Raw genomic sequence first — 24,649 nt, 5'->3', positions numbered from 1 at the left:
CGGCCGGCGCGGAGGATCCCGGGACTTCCCGGGCTTCTACGGGGCGCCCCACTTTCCGCTAAAATACCCCGTTTACTATTCATCTTTCAATAGGTTCCGAATGCAGCCCGTGGTTGAAAAATTGTCCGGCCTGGAGCGCCGCGTTGATCTGACCGTCTCGGTCGCCGACATCGAAAAGGAAGTCCAGGCGCAGCTCAAGCGCGTCGCCAGGACGGCGAAGGTGCAGGGCTTCCGTCCCGGCAAGGCGCCGCTGTCCGTGATCGAACGCAGCCATGGTCCGTCGGTTCGCTATGACGTGATCAACACCCAGATCGGCAAGTCCCTGGACAAGGTGATCGCCGACGCCAACCTGCGCGTGGCCGGCACCCCCAGCCTGGAGCCCAAGGTCGAAGGCGCCGAAGACGGCGTGATGGCGTTTTCCGCCACCTTCGAAGTCTATCCCGAGATCCAGCTGCCGGACCTGTCGTCCCTGAAGATCACCCGCAACACCGTCCAGGTGGGCGACGCCGAAGTGCAGCAGACCATCGACATCCTGCGCCGCCAGCGCACGGTCTTCAAGCCGGCCGCCGACCGCGCCGCCCAGAGCGGCGACCGCGTCACCCTGGACTTCGTCGGCACCATCGACGGCGTGGCCTTCGAGGGCGGCTCCGCCCAGGACTTCCCCTTCGTGCTGGGCCAGGGCCGCATGCTGCCCGAATTCGAAGCCGCCGCCACCGGCCTGAAGGCCGGCGAGACCAAGACCTTCCCGCTGGCCTTCCCGGAAGACTACGGCAGCCCCGCCGTGGCCGGCAAGCAGGCTGAATTCACCATCACCGTGAAGGAAGTCGCCGAACCCGAACTGCCCGAGATCGACGCCGACTTCGCCCGCGCCCTGGGCCAGGCCGAAGGCGACGTGGACGCCCTGCTGGCCGACGTGCGCGCGAACGTGGAACGCGAAGCCCAGGCCCGCGCCAAGAACCGCACCAAGGCCAGCGTCATGGACGCCCTGGCGGCCGCCTGCGATTTCGACCTGCCCAAGGCCCTGGTGGACAACGAAGTGGCCAACCGCACGGCCGCCGCGCGCGAGGAACTGAAGCAGCGCGGCCTGCCCAACGCCGACAGCATCCCCATCCCGGAAGACACCTTCCGCCCGGAAGCCGAGCGCCGCGTGCGCCTGGGCCTGCTGGTGGCCGAGCTCATCAAGTCCGCCGACCTGAAGGCCAAGCCCGAACAGGTCCGCGCGCGCATCGAGGAATTCGCCAAGAGCTATGAGCAGCCCGCCCAGGTCGTGGCCTACTACCTGTCCGACCGCCAGCGCCGCGCCGAGATCGAATCGCTGGTCCTGGAGGACAATCTCGTCGAGCACGTCCTGGCGTCCGCCCAGGTCACCGACGAAGCCGTCGATTTCGATACTTTGATGGGTGCCCGCTGACATGAACCGGTTCACCGATTTCTACGCGTCGATGTACGGCGGGGACTCGGTCGTCCCCACCGGCCTGGGCTACGTGCCCATCGTGATCGAGCAGTCCGGCCGCGGCGAACGATCCTACGACATCTATTCGCGCCTGCTGCGCGAACGGGTGATCTTCTTCGTCGGCCAGGTCAACGACCAGTCGGCCAACCTGGTCGTGGCGCAGCTGCTGTTCCTGGAATCGGAGAACCCTGACAAGGACATCTCGCTCTACATCAATTCCCCGGGCGGCTCGGTCTACGCCGGCATGGCGATCTTCGACACCATGCAGTTCGTCAAGCCCGAGGTCTCCACCCTGTGCACCGGCCTGGCCGCCAGCATGGGCGCGTTCCTGCTGGCCGCCGGCGCCAAGGGCAAGCGCTACGCGCTGCCCAACTCGCGCATCATGATCCACCAGCCCTCGGGCGGCGCCCAGGGCCAGGCTTCGGACATCCAGATCCAGGCCAAGGAAATCCTCAGCCTGCGCGAGCGCCTGAACGGCATCCTGGCCGAGCGCACCGGCCAGGACATCGAGCGCATCGCCGTGGACACCGAACGAGACAACTTCATGTCCGCCGACGACGCGCGGGAATACGGACTGATCGACAAGGTACTGGTTTCGCGCACCGACGAAGCCAAGTGATTGGATAGCCATGACCGAAAAAAAGGGTTCCAGCGAGGACAAGGCGCTGCACTGCTCCTTCTGCAACAAAAGCCAGCACGAAGTCCACAAGCTGATCGCCGGGCCTTCCGTCTTCATCTGCGATGAATGCATCAGCCTGTGCAACGACATCATCCGCGAAGAGTCCCAGGACGCGGCGCGGGCCGCCGTGCGCAAGGAACTGCCCACGCCGCAGGAAATCAAGTCCTTCCTGGACGGCTACGTCATCGGCCAGGAAACGCCCAAGCGCAACCTGGCGGTGGCGGTCTACAACCACTACAAGCGCATCCGCTATCAGGACGCCAAGGACGGCGACGTCGAGCTCTCCAAGAGCAACATCCTGCTGATCGGGCCCACCGGCTCGGGCAAGACCCTGCTGGCCCAGACCCTGGCGCGCATGCTGGACGTGCCTTTCGTGATGGCCGACGCCACCACCCTGACGGAAGCCGGCTACGTCGGCGAGGACGTCGAGAACATCATCCAGAAGCTGCTGCAGAACTGCAACTACGAAGTCGAAAAGGCCCAGCGCGCCATCGTCTACATCGACGAGATCGACAAGATCGCGCGCAAGTCCGACAATCCGTCCATCACCCGCGACGTCTCGGGCGAGGGCGTGCAGCAGGCCCTGCTGAAGCTCATCGAAGGCACGGTCGCCTCGGTGCCGCCGCAGGGCGGGCGCAAGCATCCGAACCAGGATTTCGTCCAGGTCGACACCACCAACATCCTGTTCATCGTGGGCGGCGCCTTCGACGGGCTGGAAAAGATCATCCGCGACCGCAGCGAACGTTCCGGCATCGGCTTCGCCGCCACGGTGCGCGCGCGCTCCGAGCGCGGCGTGGGCGAACTGTTCGCCGAGGTCGAACCGGAAGACCTGATCAAGTTCGGCCTGATCCCGGAACTGGTCGGCCGCCTGCCGGTGGTCGCCACCCTGGAAGAACTGACCGAGGAAACGCTGGTGCGCATCCTCACCGAACCGCGCAACGCCGTGGTCAAGCAGTTCCAGAAGCTGTTCGAGATGGAGGACGTCGAGCTGGACGTGACGCCCGAGGCCCTGACGGCGATCGCCCGCCGGGCCATCAAGCGCCGCACCGGCGCCCGGGGCCTGCGCTCCATCATCGAGCAGGCGCTGCTGGGCACGATGTACGAACTGCCTTCGCGCCAGGACATCAACCGCGTGGTCCTGGAAAAGGACGCGGTCGAAGGCCGGACCACGCCGACCCTGATCAAGGGGCCCCGGCCCGACCGCCAGACGGAAGACAAGCCCCTGCGCTCCGCCGCCGCCTGACCGCGCACCGGGGCGCGGGTCCCGCTCCCTCGGGAGGGCGCTGGGCCGGGCGCGGCGGCTCGCGGAATGCTCCGGACCCGTCCGGGGACCGGTTCCCGTATACTGGCGATGTGCCCCCGGCTCTTGAAAAGTACCCGCGCGGCGCCATATTCATCAGCAGGCACTATGCGAAAAAGGAAGCCCGCGCTTCCTTTTTCTTTCAGATTCAATCGCTTGAGGAATCAACCATGTCTGCTAGCCAGATTCTGACCCAGGAACCTGTGGAACTGCCGCTGCTGCCGCTGCGCGACGTCGTGGTCTTTCCCCACATGGTCATCCCCCTGTTCGTGGGACGGCCGCGTTCCATCAAGGCGCTCGAGCTGGCGATGGAAGCCGGCAGCAGCGTGATGCTGGTGGCCCAGAAGTCCGCCGGCAAGGACGAGCCCACGCCCGACGACCTGTACGAAATCGGCTGCGCGGCCAACATCCTGCAAATGCTGAAGCTGCCCGACGGCACCGTCAAGGTGCTGGTCGAAGGCCTGCAGCGCGCCCGCGTCCATGAAGTCACCGACGCCGAATCGCATTTCTCGGCGCGCGTGTCCGGCATCGACGAGGACCAGTCCGACCAGGCGGAAGCCGAGGCCCTGCGCCGCGCCGTCGTGGCCCAGTTCGAGCAGTACGTCAAGCTGAACAAGAAGATCCCCCAGGAAATCCTGACTTCGCTGTCCGGGATCGAGGACGCCGGACGCCTGGCCGACACCATCGCCGCCCATCTGCCCCTGAAGATCGAGCAGAAGCAGTCCCTGCTGGACATGCCCGGCGCCGCGCGCCGCCTGGAAGCCCTGCTGGCCCAGCTGGAATCGGAAATCGAGATCCTGCAGGTCGAGAAGCGCATTCGCGGCCGCGTGAAGAAGCAGATGGAGAAGAGCCAGCGCGACTACTACCTGAACGAGCAGGTCAAGGCCATCCAGAAGGAACTGGGCGAGGGCGAGGAAGGCGCCGACATCGAAGAGCTCGAACGCCGGATCGCCGCGGCGCACCTGCCCAAGGAAGCCCGCAAGAAGGCCGACGCCGAGCTGAAGAAGCTCAAGCTGATGTCGCCCATGTCGGCCGAGGCCACCGTGGTGCGCAACTACATCGACACGCTGGTGGGCCTGCCGTGGCGCAAGAAGAGCCGCGTCAACAACTCCCTGAAGAACGCCGAGGAAGTTCTCGACGCCGACCACTACGGCCTGGAAAAGGTCAAGGAGCGCATCGTCGAGTACCTGGCGGTGCAGCAGCGCGTGGACAAGCTCAAGGCCCCGATCCTGTGCCTGGTCGGGCCCCCGGGCGTGGGCAAGACCTCGCTGGGCCAGTCCGTGGCCCGCGCGACCAACCGCAAGTTCGTGCGCATGGCGCTGGGCGGCGTGCGCGACGAGGCCGAGATCCGCGGCCACCGGCGCACCTACATCGGCTCCATGCCGGGCAAGATCCTGCAGAACATGGCCAAGGTCGGCGTGCGCAATCCGCTGTTCCTGCTCGACGAGATCGACAAGCTGGGCGCGGATTTCCGCGGCGACCCGTCCTCGGCCCTGCTCGAAGTGCTCGATCCGGAACAGAACCACACCTTCCAGGACCACTACATCGAGGTCGATTTCGACCTGTCGGACGTGATGTTCGTGGCTACCAGCAACACGCTGAACATTCCGCCGGCCCTGCTGGACCGGATGGAGGTCATCCGCCTGTCCGGCTATACGGAAGACGAAAAGGTCCACATCGCCTTCGACCACCTGCTGCCCAAGCTGATGAAGAACAACGGCGTCCAGGAAGGCGAGCTGAGCATTTCCGAAGACGCCATCCGCGACATCGTGCGCTACTACACGCGCGAGGCCGGGGTGCGCGCGCTGGAACGCGAAATCTCCAAGATCTGCCGCAAGGCCGTCAAGCGCCTGCTGGCCGCCAACCCGGTCGAACGGGGCCGGAAGGCCAGCATCCAGGAAACGATCGTGGTGAATGCCGCCAACCTGAATGATTTCCTGGGGGTGCGCCGCTTCAGTTTCGGCGTGGCCGAAAAGGAAGACAAGGTCGGCCAGGTCACCGGCCTGGCCTGGACGGAAGTCGGCGGCGACCTGCTGACCATCGAGGCGGCCGACATGCCGGGCAAGGGCGTGGTCCTGCGCACGGGCTCGCTGGGCGACGTGATGAAGGAATCGGTCGAGGCCGCCCGCACGGTGGTGCGCGCCCGCGCCCGCAAGTGGGGCATCGCCGACCAGGCCTTCGAGAAGCGCGACCTGCACATCCACTTCCCGGAAGGCGCCACGCCCAAGGACGGCCCCTCGGCCGGGGCCGCGATCACCACCGCCATGGTGTCGGCGCTGACGGGCATTCCGGTGCGCGCCGACGTCGCCATGACGGGCGAGATCACCCTGCGCGGCGAGATCCTGGAAATCGGCGGCCTGAAGGAAAAGCTGCTGGCGGCGCATCGCGGCGGCATCAAGACCGTGATGATCCCCGAGGAAAACGTCAAGGACCTGGCGGAAATCCCGGACAACGTGAAAAACCACCTGGAGATCATCCCGGTGCGCTGGATCGACCGGGTGCTGGAAGTCGCCTTGCAGCGCATGCCCGTGCCCCTGTCCGACGAGGAAGTCGCCCGCCTGGCGGCCGAGGCGGTCGCCGCCGCCAAGCCGGCCGAGGCCGGCAGCGGCGGGGTGATGAAGCACTGAGACGGACCTGGCCTCGGGCCGGTCCCCGCGCGGACCGGCCCGTGCCCGGCGGGTCGGAACGACTTCTTATCCGTGCGCGGCGCGGTCCAGTGGCCGGCGAAACGACCAAGGGCTCCCCGAAAGGGAGCCCTTGTCGCTTCTGGCTCGGATGAACGCAGGGAGGGGCGCCGGCGTTTCAGTGCAGCGCGGTGGTGCGGATCAGGCCGACGGCGATGCCTTCGATGGCGAAGTCGTCGCCCGGTCCCACGTCGATGGGCTGGAAGTCGGGGTTTTCGGGCAGCAGGCGGATGCGGCGGCCCTGGTGGTCCAGGCGCTTGACGGTGACGTCGTCGCCCAGGCGGGCGACCACGATCTGGCCGTGGCGCGCCTGGGGCGTGCTGCGCACGGCCAGCAGGTCGCCGTCGAGGATGCCCGCGTCGCGCATGCTGCTGCCGCGCACGCGCAGCAGATAGTCGGGCGCCGCTTCGAACAGGTGGGGGGCCAGGGGGATTTCGCGTTCGACGTGCTCGGCCGCCAGGACGGGGCTGCCGGCGGCTACGCGGCCGACCAGCGGCACCAGGCGGCTGTCGGACGGCGCGATCCAGGCCGGGGCGCCGGGCAGGGGGCCGGGCGCGTGCGCCGGGGCGCCGCCTGACGCGGGAGGCTGGCCGGCGGCGCGAGCGCCCGACGGATCGGTGTCGGCGGCGACCGCCCGGGCCTGCTCGGTGAGCTGGATGCCGCGCGAGGTGGCGGCCGACAGGCGGATGTAGCCTTTGCGCTCCAGCGCGCGGAGGTGGTCTTCGGCGGCGTTGGCCGAGCGGAACCCCAATTGACGGGCGATTTCGGCCCGGGTGGGGGGGCGGCCCGCCTGCTGGACAGCCTGCCGGATGATGTCCAGGATCTGGGATTGCCGGGCGGTGAGTTTCAGGGCCATGTCGCGTTACTGGATGGAAACACAGCCCGTATTGTGACGGAAGGGCGCGGACGGCGCAAGCGGAAAAGGCCGTGCGCCGGCGGAAAACCGCGGCGGCGCCGAAACGGCGGCGCCGAAAAACGGCGACGGGGCCCGAAGGCCCCGCCGCATGCCGGTCCGGAACGCCTTCCGGTGGAAGGCGGCGCGGACGGGATCAGTTCTTGATCACGTCGGCCACCGCGCGGGCGACGTAGTCGATGTTGCCGCTGTTCAGGGCGGCCACGCAGATCCGGCCGCTGCCGACGGCATAGATACCGAAGTCCTCGCGCAGGCGTTCCACCTGGGGCTTGGTCAGGCCGGAGTACGAGAACATGCCGCGCTGGGCCTTGACGAAGCTGAAGTCCTGGTCCACGCCCTGGGCCTGGATCTTTTCGACCAGCTGGTGGCGCATGGCGCGGATGCGGTCGCGCATGCCGGCCAGTTCCTCGGCCCACAGCTTGTACAGTTCAGGCGTGTTCAGCACGGTCGAGACCAGGGCGCCGCCATGGGTGGGCGGGTTGGAGTAATTGGTGCGGATGACGCGCTTCAGCTGGCTGAGCACGCGGGTGCTTTCCTCGTCGCCGCCGGTCACCAGGGTCAGGGCGCCGACGCGCTCACCGTACAGCGAGAAGGACTTGGAGAACGAGGAACTGATGAACATGGTCATGCCCAGATCCGCGAACAGGCGCACCACGGCGGCGTCTTCCTCGATGCCGTCGCCGAAGCCCTGGTAGGCGATGTCCAGGAAGGGCACCAGCTGGCCGGCCTGCAGCGCGCGGGCGATTTCCTGCCATTGATCCAGGGTGGGATCGACGCCGGTGGGGTTGTGGCAGCAGGCGTGCAGCACCACGATGGTGCCGGCGGGCAGGGCGCGCAGCGAGGCCAGCATGCCGCCGAAGTCCAGGCCATGCGTGGCGGCGTCGTAGTAGTCGTAGCTGACGACCGGGAAGCCGGCGGCGGAGAACAGGGCTTCGTGGTTGGCCCAGCTGGGGTTGCTGATGGCGACCTTGGCGTCGGGCAGGATCTGCTTGAGGAAGTCGGCGCCGACCTTCAGCGCGCCGGTTCCGCCCAGGGTCTGGACCGTCAGCGAGCGGTGCTCGGCGATCAGCGGCGAGCCGGCGCCCAGCAGCAGGGTGCGGGCGCCGGTGTTGTAGCCGGGAATGCCGTCGATCGGCAGGTAGTTGCGCGGCTCGGCCTGCTCGAACAGGCGGGCTTCGGCCTGGCGGACGGCCTTCAGCAGGGGGATGTGGCCCGCGTCGTCGTAGTAGACGCCGACGCCGAGATTGACCTTGGTGGTCCGGGTGTCGGCCTTGAATTGTTCGTTCAGGCCCAGGATGGGGTCGCGCGGAGCGAGTTCGACGGATGCGAAGATGGAGGACATGGTTACCGGGAGGACGATAAGAGGGGAGTCTTGGGAACCTCTGAACCAGTCATCGCGCCGCGTGCATCTGCGGATTCGGGCGGCCTGCTGCGTTGCTCATCCTCGCGATAGCTACGGCTATCGCTGCGGTTCGCGCCTTGCATTCCATCCCGAACCACAGCGCCCGCTTTCCGCTTGACTGGTTCAGAGGTTCCCTTGGTCACGTGGGCCAACAGTGTGATAATAAGGGGTTTACCCGAACAGTGTCCAGTTGAGTCCCATGTCCAGTCAGGTCAAATTGCAGACCGAATCCGCGCAGGCCGCGCCCGCGTCCGGGCCGGGGTTCGTCCAGTATCCGGACAGTCCCTTCCAGCTCTTCCAGCCCTATCCGCCGGCCGGCGACCAGCCGGCCGCGATCGACGCGCTGGAAGAGGGCGTGCGCGACGGGCTCATGTGCCAGACGCTCCTGGGCGTGACGGGCTCGGGCAAGACCTACACCATGGCCAACCTGATCGCCCGCACCGGGCGGCCGGCCATCGTGCTGGCGCCCAACAAGACCCTGGCCGCCCAGCTCTACGCGGAAATGCGCGAATTCTTCCCCCGCAACGCGGTGGAATATTTCGTGTCCTACTACGACTACTACCAGCCCGAGGCCTACGTGCCTTCGCGCGACCTGTTCATCGAGAAGGACTCGTCCATCAACGAGCACATCGAGCAGATGCGCCTGTCGGCCACCAAGAGCCTGCTGGAGCGCCCCGACACCATCATCGTGGGCACGGTGTCCTGCATCTACGGGATCGGCAATCCGGGCGACTACCATGCGATGGTGCTGACGCTGCGCACGGGCGACCGGGTCGGCCGCCAGGAGATCCTGGCGCGGCTGGTGTCCATGCAATACGAGCGCAACGACACGGAGTTTTCCCGGGGGACGTTCCGGGCGCGCGGCGAGGTCATCGACGTCTTCCCGGCCGAGCACGCCGAACATGCCCTGCGCATCACGCTGTTCGACGACGAGATCGAGTCCCTGGACCTGTTCGATCCCCTGACGGGCAAACCGGTCCAGAGCCTGGTGCGCTTCACGATCTTCCCCAGTTCGCACTACGTGACGCCGCGCGAGACCGTGCTGCGCGCCATCGAGACGATCAAGGAGGAATTGCGCGACCGCCTGGCCGAACTGACGGCGGCGGGCCGGCTGGTCGAGGCCCAGCGGCTGGAACAGCGCACCCGCTTCGACCTGGAAATGCTGCAGGAACTGGGTTTCTGCAAGGGCATCGAGAATTATTCCCGGCACCTGTCGGGCGCCCTGCCGGGCGAGCCGCCGCCGACGCTGATCGACTACCTGCCGGCCAACGCCCTGATGTTCATCGACGAAAGCCACGTCACGATCGGCCAGCTGGGCGGCATGTACCGGGGCGACCGTTCCCGCAAGGAAACCCTGGTCCAGTTCGGCTTCCGGCTGCCCTCGGCGCTGGACAACCGGCCCCTGCGGCTGGAAGAGTTCGAGGCGCGCATGCCGCAATGCGTGTTCGTGTCCGCCACGCCGGGCCCCTACGAGGCCCAGCATGCGGACCAGGTGGTCGAGCAGGTCGTGCGCCCGACCGGCCTGGTGGACCCGGAGGTCGAACTGCGTCCGGCCGCCACCCAGGTCGACGACCTGCTGGGCGAGGCCAAGCTGCGCATCGCGCGCCACGAGCGGGTGCTGGTCACCACCCTGACCAAGCGCATGGCCGAGGACCTGACCGAATACCTGGGGGAAAGCGGCCTCAAGGTCCGCTACCTGCATTCCGACATCGACACGGTGGAACGGGTCGAGATCATCCGCGACCTGCGCCTGGGCACCTTCGACGTGCTGGTCGGGATCAACCTGCTGCGCGAAGGCCTGGACATCCCGGAAGTCTCGCTGGTGGCGATCCTGGACGCCGACAAGGAAGGCTTCCTTCGTTCGGAGCGCAGCCTGATCCAGACCATCGGCCGGGCGGCGCGCAACCTGAACGGGCGCGCCATCCTGTATGCCGACCGGGTGACCGATTCCATGCGCCGGGCGATGGACGAGACGGCCCGGCGCCGGGAGAAGCAGCAGGCCTTCAACATCGAGCACGGCATCACGGCCCGGGGCGTCAGCAAGGCGGTGCGCGACCTGATCGACGGGGTGGCCGTGCCGGCGGCCTCGGCGCCCGCCGCGGCCGGGTACGACGAATCGGCCCTGCACGACGAGAAATCCCTGGCGCGGGAGATCCGCCGCCTGGAGCAGCGCATGAACGAGCACGCCCGCAACCTGGAATTCGAGCAGGCGGCCTCGGTGCGCGACGCCCTGCGCGCCCTGAAGGCCCGCGCCTTGATGGAATGAGCCCTGGTGGAATGAATCCTGGCCGCCGGCCGGGTTCCCGCCCCGGGCGGGCGCATCCGGGCCTGTTGTCCGACCGCTTCGGAAGTGCTTCAGATGTCAGGTTTTTTTGCGGTTTTCCACAGAAAATGCTTGCCAATTTCCGGGTTTTCCCGCACACTTTCACCCATCATGCATAAGGTACTTTTTGTCTGTACGGGCAATATCTGCCGTTCCCCCACCGCCCAGGGTGTGTTCCAGCATCTCGTCGACGAGGCCGGGCTGTCCGACGCCATTGCCGTCGATTCCGCCGCGACCCATCACTTCCACGTGGGCGAGGCCCCGGACGCGCGCGCCCAGACCGCCGCGCGCAAGCGCGGCTACGACCTGTCGGCGCTGGTGGCCCGGCAGATCCGCGCCGACGACTTCCGCGACGCCGACCTGATCCTGGCCATGGACTGGGAAAACCTGTCCGCGCTGCAGCAGCAGTGCCCCAAGATCTACCAGCACAAGCTCATGCTGCTGATGCGCTTCTCGAACGAGTTCGAGGAAGCCACGGTGCCCGATCCCTACTACGGCGGTCCCGAAGGTTTCAACAAGGTCCTGGACTACATCGAAGATTCCTGCCAGGGCGTCCTCGAACTGGTGCGCAAGCGCGCGCTGCAATACCAGGCCGCCTGATTCCTTCCTTCTTCATGCCGGGGCGCCCACGGGGCGCCCCTTGCATTTCTGGCGGGGGGTGGGGCGGGGCGATGTCCCTGCAATGCGGTCGGAATTGACAACCATCAAGTTCCGTCGATTTTCCCGATCTAAAACCGAGTGTTTTAGTCGGGTAAAGGGGTACACTTGACTCAAATAGTCGGGTATTAGCCATGCCCGGGAATTCTCCGCACCCACAGAGGACTTCACCATGCGTTTGACGACCAAGGGACGTTTCGCCGTCACGGCAATGATCGATCTGGCCCTGCGCCACCACAGCGGGCCGGTCACGCTGGCCGCCATCAGCGCCCGCCAGAACATTTCCCTGTCCTACCTGGAACAGCTGTTCGGCAAACTGCGCCGGCACGAGCTGGTCGACAGCGTGCGCGGTCCCGGGGGCGGCTACACGCTGGCCCGGCATGCGCGCGACGTTTCCGTCGCCGACATCATCTTCGCCGTCGACGAGCCGCTGGACGCCACCAGCTGCGGGGGCAAGGAAAATTGCGACATCGGCCGCAACGGCCACAGCGGCAAGTGCATGACCCACGACCTGTGGGCGACTTTGAGTCGTAAAATGCTGGAATACCTGGACTCGGTCTCGCTGCAGGACCTGGTCGATCAGCAGCGCTTGCGCGAATGGCAGGAATCCGGCCAGATGCGCAATGGGCGCGCGACGATCCCGATCACGCCGGTGGCGGCCGATTCCCGGGCCCAGGAGCCCGTATCGGCCTGATTTACCGGAGTTTCGATGCCACAGGATCCGTCCCCGATCTATCTGGACTATTCCGCCACCACGCCCGTCGACGAACGCGTCCTCCAGGTTCTGCTGCCCTGGCTGACGGAACGCTTCGGCAACCCCGCCTCGCGCAGCCACGCCTGGGGCTGGGACGCCGAGGAAGCCGTGGAACGGGCGCGGGCCCAGGTCGCGGGGCTGATCCACGCCGATCCGCGCGAGATCGTCTGGACCTCCGGCGCCACCGAGTCCGATAACCTGGCGATCAAGGGCGCCGCCCATTTCCATGCCGGCCGGGGCAGGCACGTCGTCACGGTCCGCACCGAACACAAGGCGGTGCTGGATCCCTGCCTGGAACTCGAACGCCAGGGCTTCGACGTCACCTGGCTGGACGTGGACGCCAACGGCCTGGTCGATCCGGCCGCCCTGGCCGCCGTCCTGCGCCCCGACACGATCCTGGTATCGGTGATGCTGGTGAACAACGAAATCGGCGTCATCCAGGACATCGCCGCGCTGGCGGCGCTGTGCCGCGAACGCGGCATCCTGTTCCATACCGACGCCGCCCAGGCCACCGGCAAGCTGCCGATCGACGTCCAGGCGCTGGGCGTGGACCTGATGTCCCTGTCGGCGCACAAGACCTACGGCCCCAAGGGCGTCGGCGCACTGTACGTGCGCCGCAAGCCGCGCGTGCGCCTGGAGGCCCAGATCCACGGCGGCGGCCACGAACGTGGCCTGCGCTCGGGCACGCTGCCCACCCACCAGATCGTCGGCATGGGCGCGGCCTTCGCCCTGGCGGGCGAGCTGATGGACACTGAAATTCCCCGCATCCGGGCGCTGCGCGACCGCCTGTGGGACGGCCTGCGCGACTTGCCGGACGTCTATCTCAACGGCGATCCGGACCGGCGCGTGGCGCACACCCTGAACATCAGCGTGGCCCACGTCGAGGGCGAGGCGCTGCTGATGTCGGTGCCCGAACTGGCCGTGTCCTCGGGTTCGGCCTGCACCTCGGCCAGCCTGGAACCGTCCCACGTGCTGCGCGCCCTGGGGCGCAGCGACACTCTGGCGCACAGCTCGCTGCGTCTGACCCTGGGACGCTACACCACGCAGGACGAGGTGGACCGCGCCGTGCGGCTGCTGCGCGCCCAGATCGGGCGGCTGCGCGAACTGTCCCCCCTGTGGGAAATGCGCCAGCAGGGCACCCTGGGCGCCTGGGCGGAGCATTGCTGATGGCGGGTCCGTCGTACGGGCCGCAGGTCCTGGAACACTACCTGCATCCGCGCAACGTCGGCTCTTTCGATGCCGACGACCCCCGGGTGGGCACCGCGCTGGTGGGTTCGCCCGAGCTCGGTCAGATCCTGAAACTGCAGATCCGCCTGGATGGCGCTACCATAGAAGCCGCCCGCTTCCGGGCCTTCGGCAGCGGCGAGGCCATCGCGGCCGGATCGCTGGCGACCGAATGGCTGCGGGGGCGCGATCTGGACCAGGCGCTGGCCATCGCCAGCCAGGACATCGTCCAGGCCCTGGATCTGGCGCCCGACAAGCTGCACTGCGCGCTGCTGGCCCAGGACGCCATCCGCGCGGCCGTGGCCGACTACACCGGCAAACATCCGTCTACACCGACCAACACCGTTCCTGAGGCACATCATGGGAATCACGCTGACACAACAGGCCGCTGAGCACATCCAGCGCCATCTGGCCAAACGCGGCAAGGGCCTGGGCCTGCGCCTGGGGGTCAAGCCCTCGGGCTGCTCGGGCATGTCCTACCACCTGGAATACGTGGACGATCCCGTCGCCGGGGACCAGGTCTTCGAGCAGTTCGGCGCGCGCGTGTACGTGGCGCCCGACAGCCTGCCCTACCTGCAGGGCACGGAGCTGGACTACGCCCGCGAAGGCCTGAACGAGGGCTTCCGCTTCAACAATCCCAACGAAAAGGCCGCCTGCGGCTGCGGGGAATCGTTCTCCGTGTGACGTCCGGCCGCGCGGATATTCTCCGCGCGCGCAGCACGCAAAACGAAGAAGGCCGGTTCGTGTCCCGAACCGGCCTTCTTCGTTGCGGCGCCCGAGCGGGCGCGTCCGCGTCCTAGTCCTCGCGCCGCAGGTGCGGGAACAGGATCACGTCGCGGATGTTGGGGCTGTCGGTCAGCATCATCACCAGCCGGTCGATGCCGATGCCGCAGCCGCCCGTGGGGGGCATGCCGTATTCCAGGGCGCGCACGTAGTCCGCGTCGTAGTACATGGCTTCTTCGTCGCCGGCGTCCTTGGCGGCCACCTGGGCCTGGAAGCGCGCGGCCTGGTCCTCGGGATCGTTCAGCTCGGAAAAGCCGTTGGCGATCTCGCGTCCGCAGGCGAACAGCTCGAAGCGTTCCGTGATGCCGGGCTGGGCGTCGGAGGCCCGCGCCAGCGGCGAGACTTCCACCGGATAGTCGATGATGAAGGTCGGGTGCCAGAGCTTCGCTTCGGCGGTTTCCTCGAACAGCGCCAGCTGCAGCGCGCCCAGGCCCGCGTGGGCCAGGGTCGGACCGTCCACGTCCGCGCCCAGGCGGCGCAGCTCGCCGCGCAGCCAGGCTTCGTCCTGGAGCTGGGCGGGGGTGTAGCCGGGAGCGTGCTTCAGGATGGCCTCGGCGATGGTCAGCCGGTCGAAGGCGCGCTCCAGGTCCAGGGGCTGGCCCTGGTAGGTCAGGGAAGCGGTGCCGCACACGCGCCGCGCGGTCTCGCGGATCAGGGACTCGGTGTAGTCCATCAGCCAGCGGTAGTCCGTATACGCCGCATAGAATTCCATCATCGTGAATTCGGGATTGTGGCGCGGGCTGACGCCCTCGTTGCGGAAATTGCGGTTGATCTCGAACACCCGCTCGAAGCCGCCCACGATCAGGCGCTTCAGGTAGAGTTCCGGCGCGATGCGCAGGTACATCTGCATGTCCAGCGCGTTGTGGTGGGTGATGAAGGGCTTGGCCGCCGCGCCGCCGGGGATGGGGTGCAGCATCGGAGTCTCGACTTCCAGGAAATCGGCCTCCGACATGATCTGGCGGATCGCGGTGATGATGCGGCTGCGCGCCAGGAAGGTATCGCGCGTGCCCTCGGTCATGATCAGGTCCACGTAGCGCTGGCGGTAGCGCAGTTCCTGGTCGGCCACGCCGTGGAACTTGTCGGGCAGGGGGCGCAGCGACTTGGACAGCAGGCGCAGGGACTCCACGCGCAGGGACAGCTCGCCCTTGCGCGTCTTGAAGATCTCGCCCTCGGCACCGACGATGTCGCCGATGTCCCAGGACTTGAAGGCGGCGTAGGCCTCGTCGCCCAGCACGCCCCGGTCCAGGTACAGCTGCAGGCGGCCGGTGGCGTCCTGCAGCGTGGCGAAGCTGGCCTTGCCCATGATCCGCTTGAGCATCATGCGTCCGGCGACGCGGGCGCGCCGGCCCAGGGCCTGCAGGGCGTCCTCGTCCAGTTCGCCGAAGTTCCGGTGGAGTTCGGCGGCGCGCGCGTCGGGGCGGAAGTCGTTGGGGTAGGCGGGGCCGGCCTGGCGCAGCGCATCCAGCTTGGCGCGGCGTTCGGCGATCAGGCGGTTCTCGTCGGGGGCTTGGGGTTCGGTCGAAGTCATGTCGTGCGATCGGTGATGGGAAGGCGGGGGCTCCGGCCGCGGACGCCCCCGCGCCGGGGCTAGACGCCCTGCTTGAGGCTGGCCGTGATGAAGGGGTCCAGGTCGCCGTCCAGGACCTTCTGGGTGTTGGAGATTTCCACGCCGGTGCGCAGGTCCTTGATGCGGCTCTGGTCCAGGACGTAGGATCGGATCTGGTGGCCCCAGCCGACGTCGCTCTTGGCGTCTTCCAGCTTCTGCTGCTCGGCCATGCGCTTGCGCATCTCCAGTTCGTACAGGCGCGACTTCAGCATCTGCATGGCCTCGGCGCGGTTGCGGTGCTGGGAGCGGTCGTTCTGGCACTGCACGACGATGCCGGTGGGCTGGTGGGTGATGCGCACGGCCGAGTCGGTCTTGTTGATGTGCTGGCCGCCGGCGCCGCTGGCGCGGTAGGTGTCGATGCGCAGGTCCGCCGGGTTGATGTCGATCTCGAAGGAGTCGTCGATCTCCGGGTAGACGAAGACGCTGGCGAAGGACGTGTGCCGGCCGTTGGAGGAATCGAAGGGGCTCTTGCGCACCAGGCGGTGCACGCCGGTCTCGGTGCGCAGCAGGCCGTAGGCGTATTCGCCCTCGAACTTGATGGTGGCCGACTTGATGCCGGCGACTTCGCCTTCGGATTCTTCCAGGATCTCGGTCTTGAAATCCTTGCGTTCGCCGTAGTGCAGGTATTGGCGCAGCAGCATGGAGGCCCAGTCCTGGGCCTCGGTGCCGCCGGCGCCGGCCTGGATGTCGACGAAGCAGTTCAGGGGATCGGCCGGGTTGTTGAACATGCGGCGGAATTCGAGCGCCTCCAGGCGCTCGCCCAGGGCGGCGCAGTCCTGCTCGATGGCGAGCAGGGTGGCGTCGTCGTCATCGGCGCTGGCCAGCTCGAACAGATCGCGCGCGTCGTTCAGACCGTTTTGCAGGTCGGTCAGCGTGCCGACGACGGTTTCCAGGGATTTCTTTTCGCGGCCCAGTTCCTGGGCGTGCTGCGGATCGTTCCAGACGTCCGGGCTTTCCAGTTCGGCGTTGACGACGAGCAGGCGTTCGGCCTTGGCATCGTAGTCAAAGATACCTCCGGAGCAGGCCCTGGCGCTCGGCGTAGTCGTCGATGCGGGCGATGATCTGGTTCTGGCGTTCGGCTTCCATGGAAATGTCCTGTGTCTGTGCGGCGCGGCGGGACGCACGCCGCCTCAGCCGGCGGGAGCGCCCCGATTTCATTCGCGTCGAATTATGAGGATAATCTGGCATTTTAACGCGGTCGCGCAAACGGACATGGGTCCGGGGACCGCATGGGGGAGGACGGGCATGGACAGGACTTCTTCGGACGACGCGCGCCGGGTGCCGGCGTCGGCCGCGGCCACCGCGCTGCGGGCCGGCGGCACGGCGCCGCCGGAAGGTTGGCGCGCCGCCCTGGCCGGCTTGTCGCCCGCCTACTTCGGCCTGGTGATGGCGACCGGGATCGTCTCGCTGGGCGCGGGCATGATGGGCCTGCCGCTGGTGTCGCGGCTGCTGTTCCTGCTGAACGTGGCGCAATATGCCGTGTTGTGCGTGCTGTACGCGCTGCGGGCGTTCCACCATCCCCGCCGCTTCTTCGGCGACATGGTCGACCACCTCAAGGGGCCGGGGTATTTCACCACGGTGGCCGGCACCGGCATCCTGGCGAGCCAGTTCATCGTGCAGACCGACAGCGTCCGGATCGGTTTCGTCCTGTGGGCCGTGGCGGTGGTGCTGTGGCTGGGGCTGACCTACACCATTTTCACCGCCTTCACCGTCAAGCCGGACAAGCCCACGCTGGACAAGGGGATCAGCGGCGCCTGGCTGCTGGCGGTGGTGGCGACCCAGTCGCTGGCGGTGTCCAGCGCGCTGCTGGCCGCGCGCATCGGCCAGCCCTTCCGGCTGGAACTGAATCTGATGGCGCTGTCGATGTGGCTGTGGGGCGGGATGCTGTACATCTGGATGATGTCGCTGATCTTCTACCGCTACGTGTTCTTCCGCTTTTCGCCCGACGACCTGTCGCCGCCGTACTGGATCAACATGGGCGCCATGGCGATCTCCACCCTGGCCGGTTCGCTGCTGATCCTGAACGCGCCCGACGCCCCGTACCTGGTGTCGCTGCTGCCGTTCCTGAAGGGTTTCACGGTGTTCTACTGGGCCACAGGCACCTGGTGGATCCCGATGCTGCTGCTGCTGGGGATCTGGCGCTACGTCTTCCAGCGCTTTCCGTTCCAGTACGATCCCCTGTACTGGGGCGCGGTGTTCCCGCTGGGCATGTACGCGGCCTGCACCTGGCAGATGGACCACGCCATGGGGTTCGGTTTTCTCGCCGCGCTGCCCCGGGGATTCCTGTACGTCGCGCTGTTCGCCTGGGTGCTGACGTTCGCCGGGATGGTCCGCCAGGTGGCGCGGATCGCGCGCGCCCCGGGACGCGCCGGACCGGCCTGAGGCCGCGGGGCGAAGGCGGCCTCAGGCGGCCAGCCGGGACGGAACGTCCAGGGCTCCGGCGGCCTCCAGCCTGAATTGCGTCAGCGTCCGGCGCAGGTCCGTGACGCGGGAACGCTGCTCGGCCACCACCTGCGACGCGGCCTGGGCCTGCCGCGCGCCGCGCGCGCCGATGGCTTCCAGGCGGCGCGCCGCCTGCGCCGTTTCGTGGATGGCCAGGGCCTGGGATTCGGTGGCGGCGGCGACCTCGTCCATGATCTGGCGTCCGCGGCCGGTGGCCTGGACGACCCGGTCCATGGCCTGGCGGGCCTCGGCGGCCAGTTCGGCGCTCCGGCGGCTGTCGTGGATGGCTTCCTCGATCGTGGACTGGATGAGTCCGGCGGTCTGGTCGCAGCGCTGGGCCAGCGACCGGACCTCGGCCGCGACGATGGCGAAGCCGCGCCCATGGGCGCCCGCGTGGGCGGCCTCGACGGCGGCGTTCAGGGCGAGGATGTTGGTCTGGAACGCCAGTTCGCCGATCTGGCGCGCGGCCTCCTCGACGCGCAGGCCGCCTTGCGCGATGCCGTCCATGGCCCGCGCCAGCCGCGCGACGGCCTCGGCGCCCGTCCGGGCCTCGCGGTCGCTCTGTTCGCTCAGGCGGCGGGCCTCGACCGCCCGGCCGTGGTTGAGGCGGACGGTGTCGTCTAGGCCGTCCATGGCCGAGGACATCTGCGCCGCCATGGCGCATTGGTCGTGACTGTCCCCGAGAGCCTCCTCCTGGCCGGAGGACAGGACGTCCACGCCGGCGTTGACGTGCGCGAAGTGGTCCGCGACCCGGCAGAGGGTGCGGTTCAGGCCCTGGCGGATCCCCTCCAGGGCGTGCATCAGGCGTCCCATCTCGTCGCGGCCCCCGCCTTCGATGGGGATGGACAGGTCGCCCGCCGCCAGGTGGCCGGCCAGCGCCACGCCACGGTCCAGGGGCCGCTTGACCGAGCGGTACAGGCTGCGCAGGGCCAGCATGCCGCACAGCAGCAGCGCCAGCACCGCGCCGATGGCGATGCGTCCGGCCATCGCGCCGTCCGCCGAGGCCTGGTCGACCCGCTGCTCCATGCGCAGGGCCTGGCGGGCGTCGAAGGCGTCGATCAGGGCGCTGATGTCCGCTTCCGCCCGGGCGTACTGCTGGCTGAAGACCAGCGCCTTGGCGAGCAGGGCGTTGGGCAGGGCGATGCGCACGCCGCCCTGGCCGTCGTCCAGCTCGCCCTTGGCGGTGCCGATGGCTTCGCGCTGGGTGGCCGCCAGGGCCAGCAGCCGCGCGTGGGCGTCTTCGAACAGGGCCAGTTCGTCTTCGTCGAGGCCCGCCTGCCGGAAACGGGCGCGGGCATCGGCCCGGATGCCGCGGGCGTCGGGCGCGCGGCCTTCCAGGACGGCCAGGTGCTCCTGGTAGCGCTGCTCGAATTCCGGCTGTTCGCTGGCGACGAAGGCGGCGGCGTCCCGGGACAGGGCGGTGGCCTGCGCCCGGTACCAGCCCGCGAGCTGGCTGGCCCGGTAGCGCGCGGCCTCCGCGTCGCGCAAGGTATCGGTCGTGCGCCGCAGATGGGCGACGGCGCCCATGACCAGGCCGGCGCACAGCGCCAGCACGGTCATGAACAGGATGAAACGGGTCTTGAATGTGAACGCGAACCGCATGCGGCAAATCCCCCGGGTCGAAGCGTCCGGGCCTGGCGGCCCGGGCTTGCGCGGGGATTATGGCGGCCGCGTGTGACAGCCGTGTGTCGGCTCGGGGGTGTGCGTCATCGGGCGCCGGCACCGAGCCGGGCGCAGTCGGCCGCCAGTTCGTCCAGGGCGGCGTCGTCCAGCAGGCGGGCGGCCATGGGCAGCAGTTCCTCGTCGGCGCGCGCCAGCCAGGCCAGATAGTCGCCGGTCCAGGCGGCGAGGGCGCCTTGGGCGGCCGGGTCGGCGGGCCCTTCCAGCGCGGGGCGGACGGCCTGGCGCCAGCGCCGGTCCAGATCGGCGCGGCCCCGGGCCAGGCCGCCGGTCATGCCTTTCAGGCACACGGCGTCGGACCCCGCCATGGATTCGATCAGCGCGGGAAACAGGCGCCGCTCCAGGATGTCGTGCGCGCCGCGCGCCGGGCCGTCGATCCAGGCGATGGCGGCGGGCGAGGCGGACGCCTGGCCGGCGGCGAGCGCCTGGAGATGCCGCCGGGTCTCGGCGTGGACGGCCAGCAGTCGGGCAACCGGGTCCGGGAAGGAAGGACTGGACATGGAGGCTCCGGAGTGGGGGATGCCCTATCGTAGCGCTCCGGCCCGGTGCCCTTCCAGCCCGGGCCCATTCTTTATATTTCTAAAAGAAATAAAGAAATGGTTAACTAATTGTTGTTGCTCATTAAGCAGGATCGTTAAAGTATCGAACATCCTTGATACCGATTTCTTTCCCGCCGGCCCCGCATATGAATCTCTCTTTCAAACAGGTTGAAAAGCATTTCGGCGACTTGCGGGTGGTCGAAAGCTTCGAGCGCGACATCGCGCCGGGCGAGCTGGTGGCGCTGGTCGGGCCGTCCGGCTGCGGCAAGTCCACCCTGCTGCACATGGCCGCGGGCCTGGAAAAGCCTTCGTCCGGCCAGGTGCTGGCCGACGGCCGGCCGGTGCGCAAGCCCGATCCCAGCCGCATGCTGATGTTCCAGGAAAACGCGCTGTATCCCTGGCTGACCCTGGCCCAGAACGTGGCCATGGCCCTGGAGCTGCAGAAGGTCGGCCGGGCCGAGGCCCGGCGCCAGGCGCTGCTGTGGCTGGACAAGGTCCGGCTCAAGGGCTTCGAGGACTATTTTCCGCACCAGGTCTCGGGCGGCATGCGCCAGCGCTGCGCCCTGGCGCGCGCCTTCATCACGCACCCCGAGGTGCTGCTGCTGGACGAGCCCTTCGGCGCGCTGGACGCGCTGACGCGCATGACGCTGCAGGACGCCCTGCGCACCCTGATCCGCGAAACCCGGCCCACGGTGCTGCTGGTGACCCACGACGTGGACGAGGCGCTGTTCCTGGCCGACCGCATCCTGGTCTTCAGTGCCCGGCCGTCGCGCGTGCTGAAGGAATTCCACCTGTCGGACACCGAAAAGACCCACGACCTGTCGAACTTCGCCGCCATGCGTCGGGAAATCCTGGGCCTGCTGGGCATCGTCGACGACACCGAACATCCCACTTCCATCCCCGAGGAACTCGCAGCATGAAATTTCTGATCCCCCTGCTTGCCGCGCTGACGCTGGCGTCCCAGGCGCAGGCCGCCGAGCCCTTCAAGGTCGGCTACATCCGCGTCATGGACGACGCCCAGGCCATCGCCGCCTACGAGGGCAAGTTCTATGAAAAGCAGGGCCTGGACGTGCAACTGGTCGAGTTCAAGTCGGGCACCGACCTGATCAAGGCCATCGTCGGCGGCCAGCTCGACACCGGCGTGCTGGGCTTCACCAACGCCGCCTCCTGGTCCTCGCGCGGCGCGGACTTGAAGGTCGTCGGCGGGGCGCAGCGCGGCTTCCATGCGCTGGTGGTGCGCGAGGACACGGGCATCGAGGACGTGGCCGGCCTGAAGGGCCATACGCTGGCCTCGCAGAAAGAGGGCAGCACGGCCGATACGGTGCTGCGCGGCGTGGTGCTGAAGAACGCCGGCCTGGCCCCCGAGGACGTGACGGTCCTGGGCGTGAGCCCGCAGGTGGCCGTGCAGTCCCTGGTCGGCAAGCGCGTGGACGCGGCCTTCCTGTTCGAGCCCCAGGCCAGCATCGCCCAGCTGATCGCGCCGGTGAAGCAGATCTACGAGATCGGCGAAGTCTGGCCCTTCCCCTGCATGGTGACGATCACCTCGGGCGAAACCCTGAAGAACAGGAAGGAACTGGTCTGGAAGTCGCTGGACGCCCAGCGCGAGGCCATCGAGCTGCTGCAGAAGAAGCCCGACGAGGCCGCCAAGCTGATCGCCGGCTACTTCATCTCCGAGCCGACCCTGAAGACGCTGAAGCAGGGCGACGTGCCGCGCGAGCAGGTCATCAGCAAGGCGATCCAGACCCAGACCTTCAGCGCCGCGCTGACGCCGCAGGACCTGTCGCGCATGCAGGAAGTGGCCGACATCATGCAGGCCCAGGGCGCATTGAAGACCAAGGACGGCAAGCCCTACGAGGTGAAGTCCATCGTCGACCTGGACTGGCAGAACGCCCGCAAGCTTTGAGGGCGCGGCCGGGTGCGATAATGGCGCCCCGCTCCCAGGGCCTTTGACGCGGCCCGCGGTTCGCCGCGGCGCGTGAACAGGCTGAAATCCTGATGGCCGGGCTTGCGCTCGGCCATGCCATGTCCGGAATCCATGAGTAAGAAACGACGCCTTTCCCCGGCCGCGCGCAAGCTGGCCATGCTGATCGCCATCGCCGCCATCCTGCTGTTCTGGCAGATGGCCGCCTGGACCCTGCCGGACTTCCTGATGCCGGGCGTGCCCATCGTGCTCGAGCGCGTGTGGCACGACATCCAGACCGCCGAATTCCGCGCCATCCTGGCAGGCAGCATGGGACGGCTGGGCGTCGGCTACGGCTTCGCGCTGCTGTTCGGCATCGGCTTCGGTCTGGCCGGGGGACTGCTGGTGTTCTTCCGCGAAGTCCTGAAGTCCGCCATCATCGTGCTGCAGTCGATTCCTTCGATTGCCTGGGTGCCGCTGTTCCTGATCCTGATGGGCTTCGGCAACGTGCCCATCATCGTGGTGATCGCCCTGGCCGCGTTCTTCCCGGCGGCCCTATCGGTCATGAACGCGACCGAGAGCGTGCTGCAGACCCACGTATCGGCCGCCCGGGTCATGGGGGCCAATCCCTGGGACATGCTGCGGCGCGTCTACCTGCCCGCCGTCATGCCGGAACTGATCACCGGCGCCCAGCTGGCCTTCGGCAACGCCTGGCGGGCGCTGATTTCGGCCGAGATGCTGATCGGCTTCGGCCAGGGGCTGGGCCGTTCGCTGGCCTATGCGGGCGAGACCGCGGACATGGTGGGCGTGATGGCCAACATCCTGACCATCGCCATCCTGGCCACGCTGATCGACCAGGTCTTCCTGGAAAACATCAAGCGCAAGGTGCTGCGCTATCAATACGTGTGAGGCCCGGCGGACGGCCGGGGCGTGCAAAGCCATGAAGGACACTTCGCATCCATTCCTCCGGACCGGCCCGCTGGCCGTGCTGCTGGCCGGGGCGCTGGCGCTCCCCGGGACCGGCGCGGCCGCCGCCGGGAGCGCGCCGGGATCGGCCGCCGCGGGCGATGGCTGGATCCTGGGCGTGGAGGATGTGCCGGCGCCTCAGGCGCCGGGCGCCAAGGTCCGCACCACGGCCCGTATCGAAGTCCTGGCGGGACGCACGGGGCGGGGCGCCGCGCCCCTGCGGGCGGTGGACGCCGGGCAGGCCGCGCGGCAGGTCGCCGGGGGCGAACTGGATGCCTGGGTGGGGGTCTGGCTCGGCGAAGGCGCCGCGCCGCCGGAGGGCGTGCGCGCCACGGCGCTGGCCTGGTCGGCCGGCCCCATGGCGATCATGCGCACCGATACCGACATCCATGCATGGTCCGACCTGGGCGGACGGACCGTGTGCCTGAGCGCGGACGGCCGCGTGTCCGGTGAGCTGTCGGCCCGGTTCGGCGCGATCGAGCAGATCTACGCCTCGGCGGCCGACGCCCTGCTGGCGCTGCGGATCGGCCAGTGCGACGCGGCCGTGCAGGACGAGGACTTCATGAAGCAGCTGCTGGCGTTTCCCGAGTGGAAGAAGTTCTCGGCGCGGCTGGCGCCCTATCGGACGCAGGCGTTGACGCGCCTGGTGCGGGAGGACCTGCCGGCGCCCCGGAAGGCGGCCGTGCGCCAGGCCACGTCACCGGAGCGGCTGCGTGAACTGGCGCGCGGGCAGGCCCGCGACGTCGCGTTCGAAGTCTACCTGGACCAGACGGTGCCGGACTGCCACTGAAGTCTTGGGAAGAGGGGGGGCGGGCTGGCGCCGCGGCGCCGCCCGGAGTCGCCGGTGCGAGGCCGGGATCGGCCGCGCCGGACGGGACCGGTCAGTGCGAGCGTCGGCGGGGCGCCGGCGCGCTGCCGGCGCCGGGGCCGCGGTTCAGGTGGCGGAAGGTGATGCGGCCCTTGCTGAGGTCGTAGGGCGACATTTCCAGCGTGACCTGATCGCCCGCCAGGATACGGATGTGGTGCTTGCGCATCTTGCCGCCGGTGTAGGCGATGACCGGGTGCCCGTTGTCCAGGGTCACGCGGAAACGGGAATCGGGCAGGACTTCCGTCACGGATCCATGCATTTCGAGCAGTTCTTCTTTGGCCATTGTGGTGCGCTCCGGTGAGTGGGACAAAGGATCAGCGGGCATGCGCCGCTTCTGAGGCGCTACATGCGGGTGGGGTCGCAGGGGCGATCGAAATCCGGGCAGGGGCGCGAAACCCCCGAGGGGACGGCGGAACGAATACCGCGTAGACTGGCAAGAGATGCAGCCAGAATTGAAAACCGCTGATTATCAAGCA

22 protein-coding genes are annotated in these 24,649 nt (G+C 68.1%); 15 read left to right on the top strand and 7 right to left on the bottom strand.

Annotated features, from left to right (window positions below):
* Positions 1-100: 100 nt before the first annotated feature.
* The 4 genes from tig to lon all read left to right on the top strand — a co-directional run bounded on the left by tig (position 101) and on the right by lon (position 6,059).
* Entirely contained in the window at positions 101-1,411 is a 1,311-nt protein-coding gene (gene tig / locus ACFO27_RS05670; RefSeq protein WP_376816459.1) for a trigger factor, read from the top strand.
* A gap of 1 nt (position 1,412) precedes the next feature.
* Complete coding sequence (gene clpP, locus ACFO27_RS05665; RefSeq protein WP_323025642.1) at positions 1,413-2,072, top strand: ATP-dependent Clp endopeptidase proteolytic subunit ClpP; 660 nt, start codon at positions 1,413-1,415, stop codon at positions 2,070-2,072.
* A gap of 10 nt (positions 2,073-2,082) precedes the next feature.
* Positions 2,083-3,375: an ATP-dependent Clp protease ATP-binding subunit ClpX gene (clpX, locus tag ACFO27_RS05660; RefSeq protein WP_376816458.1), complete on the top strand. Its 1,293-nt coding sequence runs from the start codon at positions 2,083-2,085 to the stop codon at positions 3,373-3,375.
* Positions 3,376-3,602: 227 nt separating this feature from the next.
* Positions 3,603-6,059 (top strand): endopeptidase La, encoded by a 2,457-nt coding sequence (gene lon, locus ACFO27_RS05655; protein ID WP_376816457.1) that lies wholly within the window; start codon positions 3,603-3,605, stop codon positions 6,057-6,059.
* Between the two features lie 175 nt (positions 6,060-6,234).
* Here lon and lexA read toward each other — a convergent pair whose 3' ends face one another.
* Together lexA and ACFO27_RS05645 are read right to left on the bottom strand one after the other, a co-directional pair.
* On the bottom strand, positions 6,235-6,972 hold the full coding sequence (gene lexA, locus ACFO27_RS05650) for a transcriptional repressor LexA (RefSeq protein WP_376816456.1): 738 nt from the start codon (positions 6,970-6,972) through the stop codon (positions 6,235-6,237).
* 193 nt (positions 6,973-7,165) lie between these two features.
* A complete protein-coding gene (locus ACFO27_RS05645) occupies positions 7,166-8,371 on the bottom strand; it encodes an amino acid aminotransferase (protein WP_376816455.1) in 1,206 nt (401 codons plus the stop codon).
* Positions 8,372-8,630: 259 nt separating this feature from the next.
* On the opposite strand from ACFO27_RS05645, the gene uvrB reads away from it, so the two are divergent.
* From uvrB to iscA, 6 genes are all read left to right on the top strand, one after another.
* Positions 8,631-10,697, top strand: coding sequence for an excinuclease ABC subunit UvrB (gene uvrB, locus ACFO27_RS05640; protein ID WP_376816454.1), 2,067 nt, complete (start codon positions 8,631-8,633; stop codon positions 10,695-10,697).
* A 165-nt stretch (positions 10,698-10,862) separates the two neighbouring features.
* On the top strand, positions 10,863-11,354 hold the full coding sequence (locus tag ACFO27_RS05635; protein ID WP_323025660.1) for a low molecular weight protein-tyrosine-phosphatase: 492 nt from the start codon (positions 10,863-10,865) through the stop codon (positions 11,352-11,354).
* Between the two features lie 229 nt (positions 11,355-11,583).
* Positions 11,584-12,105 carry a Fe-S cluster assembly transcriptional regulator IscR gene (gene iscR / locus ACFO27_RS05630; protein WP_376816453.1) on the top strand — a complete coding sequence of 174 codons (522 nt, stop codon included), beginning with the start codon at positions 11,584-11,586 and terminating at the stop codon, positions 12,103-12,105.
* A gap of 15 nt (positions 12,106-12,120) precedes the next feature.
* Positions 12,121-13,332 carry an IscS subfamily cysteine desulfurase gene (locus ACFO27_RS05625; protein WP_376816452.1) on the top strand — a complete coding sequence of 404 codons (1,212 nt, stop codon included), beginning with the start codon at positions 12,121-12,123 and terminating at the stop codon, positions 13,330-13,332.
* Positions 13,332-13,781, top strand: a complete 450-nt coding sequence (locus tag ACFO27_RS05620; RefSeq protein ID WP_376816451.1) for an iron-sulfur cluster assembly scaffold protein — start codon at positions 13,332-13,334, stop codon at positions 13,779-13,781. The genes ACFO27_RS05625 and ACFO27_RS05620 overlap by 1 nt, the downstream gene beginning before the upstream one ends.
* A complete protein-coding gene (gene iscA / locus ACFO27_RS05615; RefSeq protein ID WP_376816450.1) occupies positions 13,750-14,073 on the top strand; it encodes an iron-sulfur cluster assembly protein IscA in 324 nt (107 codons plus the stop codon). The genes ACFO27_RS05620 and iscA overlap by 32 nt, the downstream gene beginning before the upstream one ends.
* A 112-nt stretch (positions 14,074-14,185) precedes the next feature.
* On the opposite strand, the gene lysS is transcribed toward iscA, so the two are convergent.
* Positions 14,186-15,700 (bottom strand): lysine--tRNA ligase, encoded by a 1,515-nt coding sequence (gene lysS / locus ACFO27_RS05610; protein ID WP_376816449.1) that lies wholly within the window; start codon positions 15,698-15,700, stop codon positions 14,186-14,188.
* A gap of 59 nt (positions 15,701-15,759) precedes the next feature.
* A protein-coding gene (gene prfB, locus ACFO27_RS05605) for a peptide chain release factor 2 (protein ID WP_376816448.1) occupies positions 15,760-16,864 on the bottom strand; the annotation gives its coding sequence in 2 pieces (ribosomal slippage) (positions 15,760-16,782 and positions 16,784-16,864; 1,104 coding nt in all).
* A gap of 159 nt (positions 16,865-17,023) precedes the next feature.
* Here prfB and ACFO27_RS05600 point away from each other — a divergent pair.
* Positions 17,024-18,160 carry a tellurite resistance/C4-dicarboxylate transporter family protein gene (locus ACFO27_RS05600; protein WP_376816447.1) on the top strand — a complete coding sequence of 379 codons (1,137 nt, stop codon included), beginning with the start codon at positions 17,024-17,026 and terminating at the stop codon, positions 18,158-18,160.
* Between the two features lie 21 nt (positions 18,161-18,181).
* On the opposite strand, the gene ACFO27_RS05595 is transcribed toward ACFO27_RS05600, so the two are convergent.
* Together ACFO27_RS05595 and ACFO27_RS05590 are read right to left on the bottom strand one after the other, a co-directional pair.
* Entirely contained in the window at positions 18,182-19,822 is a 1,641-nt protein-coding gene (locus tag ACFO27_RS05595; protein WP_376816446.1) for a methyl-accepting chemotaxis protein, read from the bottom strand.
* Between the two features lie 104 nt (positions 19,823-19,926).
* Positions 19,927-20,400 (bottom strand): hemerythrin domain-containing protein, encoded by a 474-nt coding sequence (locus tag ACFO27_RS05590; protein ID WP_376816445.1) that lies wholly within the window; start codon positions 20,398-20,400, stop codon positions 19,927-19,929.
* A 185-nt stretch (positions 20,401-20,585) separates the two neighbouring features.
* On the opposite strand from ACFO27_RS05590, the gene ACFO27_RS05585 reads away from it, so the two are divergent.
* From ACFO27_RS05585 to ACFO27_RS05570, 4 genes are all read left to right on the top strand, one after another.
* Entirely contained in the window at positions 20,586-21,359 is a 774-nt protein-coding gene (locus ACFO27_RS05585; RefSeq protein ID WP_376816444.1) for an ABC transporter ATP-binding protein, read from the top strand.
* Positions 21,356-22,342: an ABC transporter substrate-binding protein gene (locus ACFO27_RS05580; protein WP_376816443.1), complete on the top strand. Its 987-nt coding sequence runs from the start codon at positions 21,356-21,358 to the stop codon at positions 22,340-22,342. The genes ACFO27_RS05585 and ACFO27_RS05580 overlap by 4 nt, the downstream gene beginning before the upstream one ends.
* Positions 22,343-22,519: 177 nt before the next feature.
* Entirely contained in the window at positions 22,520-23,248 is a 729-nt protein-coding gene (locus tag ACFO27_RS05575) for an ABC transporter permease (RefSeq protein ID WP_376816528.1), read from the top strand.
* Positions 23,249-23,279: 31 nt separating this feature from the next.
* On the top strand, positions 23,280-24,095 hold the full coding sequence (locus ACFO27_RS05570) for a type 2 periplasmic-binding domain-containing protein (RefSeq protein ID WP_376816442.1): 816 nt from the start codon (positions 23,280-23,282) through the stop codon (positions 24,093-24,095).
* Positions 24,096-24,186: 91 nt separating this feature from the next.
* Here the strand turns inward: ACFO27_RS05570 and infA are convergent, their stop codons facing one another.
* On the bottom strand, positions 24,187-24,456 hold the full coding sequence (gene infA, locus ACFO27_RS05565; RefSeq protein WP_323026302.1) for a translation initiation factor IF-1: 270 nt from the start codon (positions 24,454-24,456) through the stop codon (positions 24,187-24,189).
* Positions 24,457-24,649: the final 193 nt, after the last annotated feature.

This window comes from Castellaniella denitrificans, from assembly GCF_042653765.1.
Lineage (GTDB): Bacteria > Pseudomonadota > Gammaproteobacteria > Burkholderiales > Burkholderiaceae_B > Castellaniella > Castellaniella denitrificans.
Note: the sequence above shows the minus strand (reverse complement) of the source record. Positions and strands in the feature narration are given on the sequence as shown.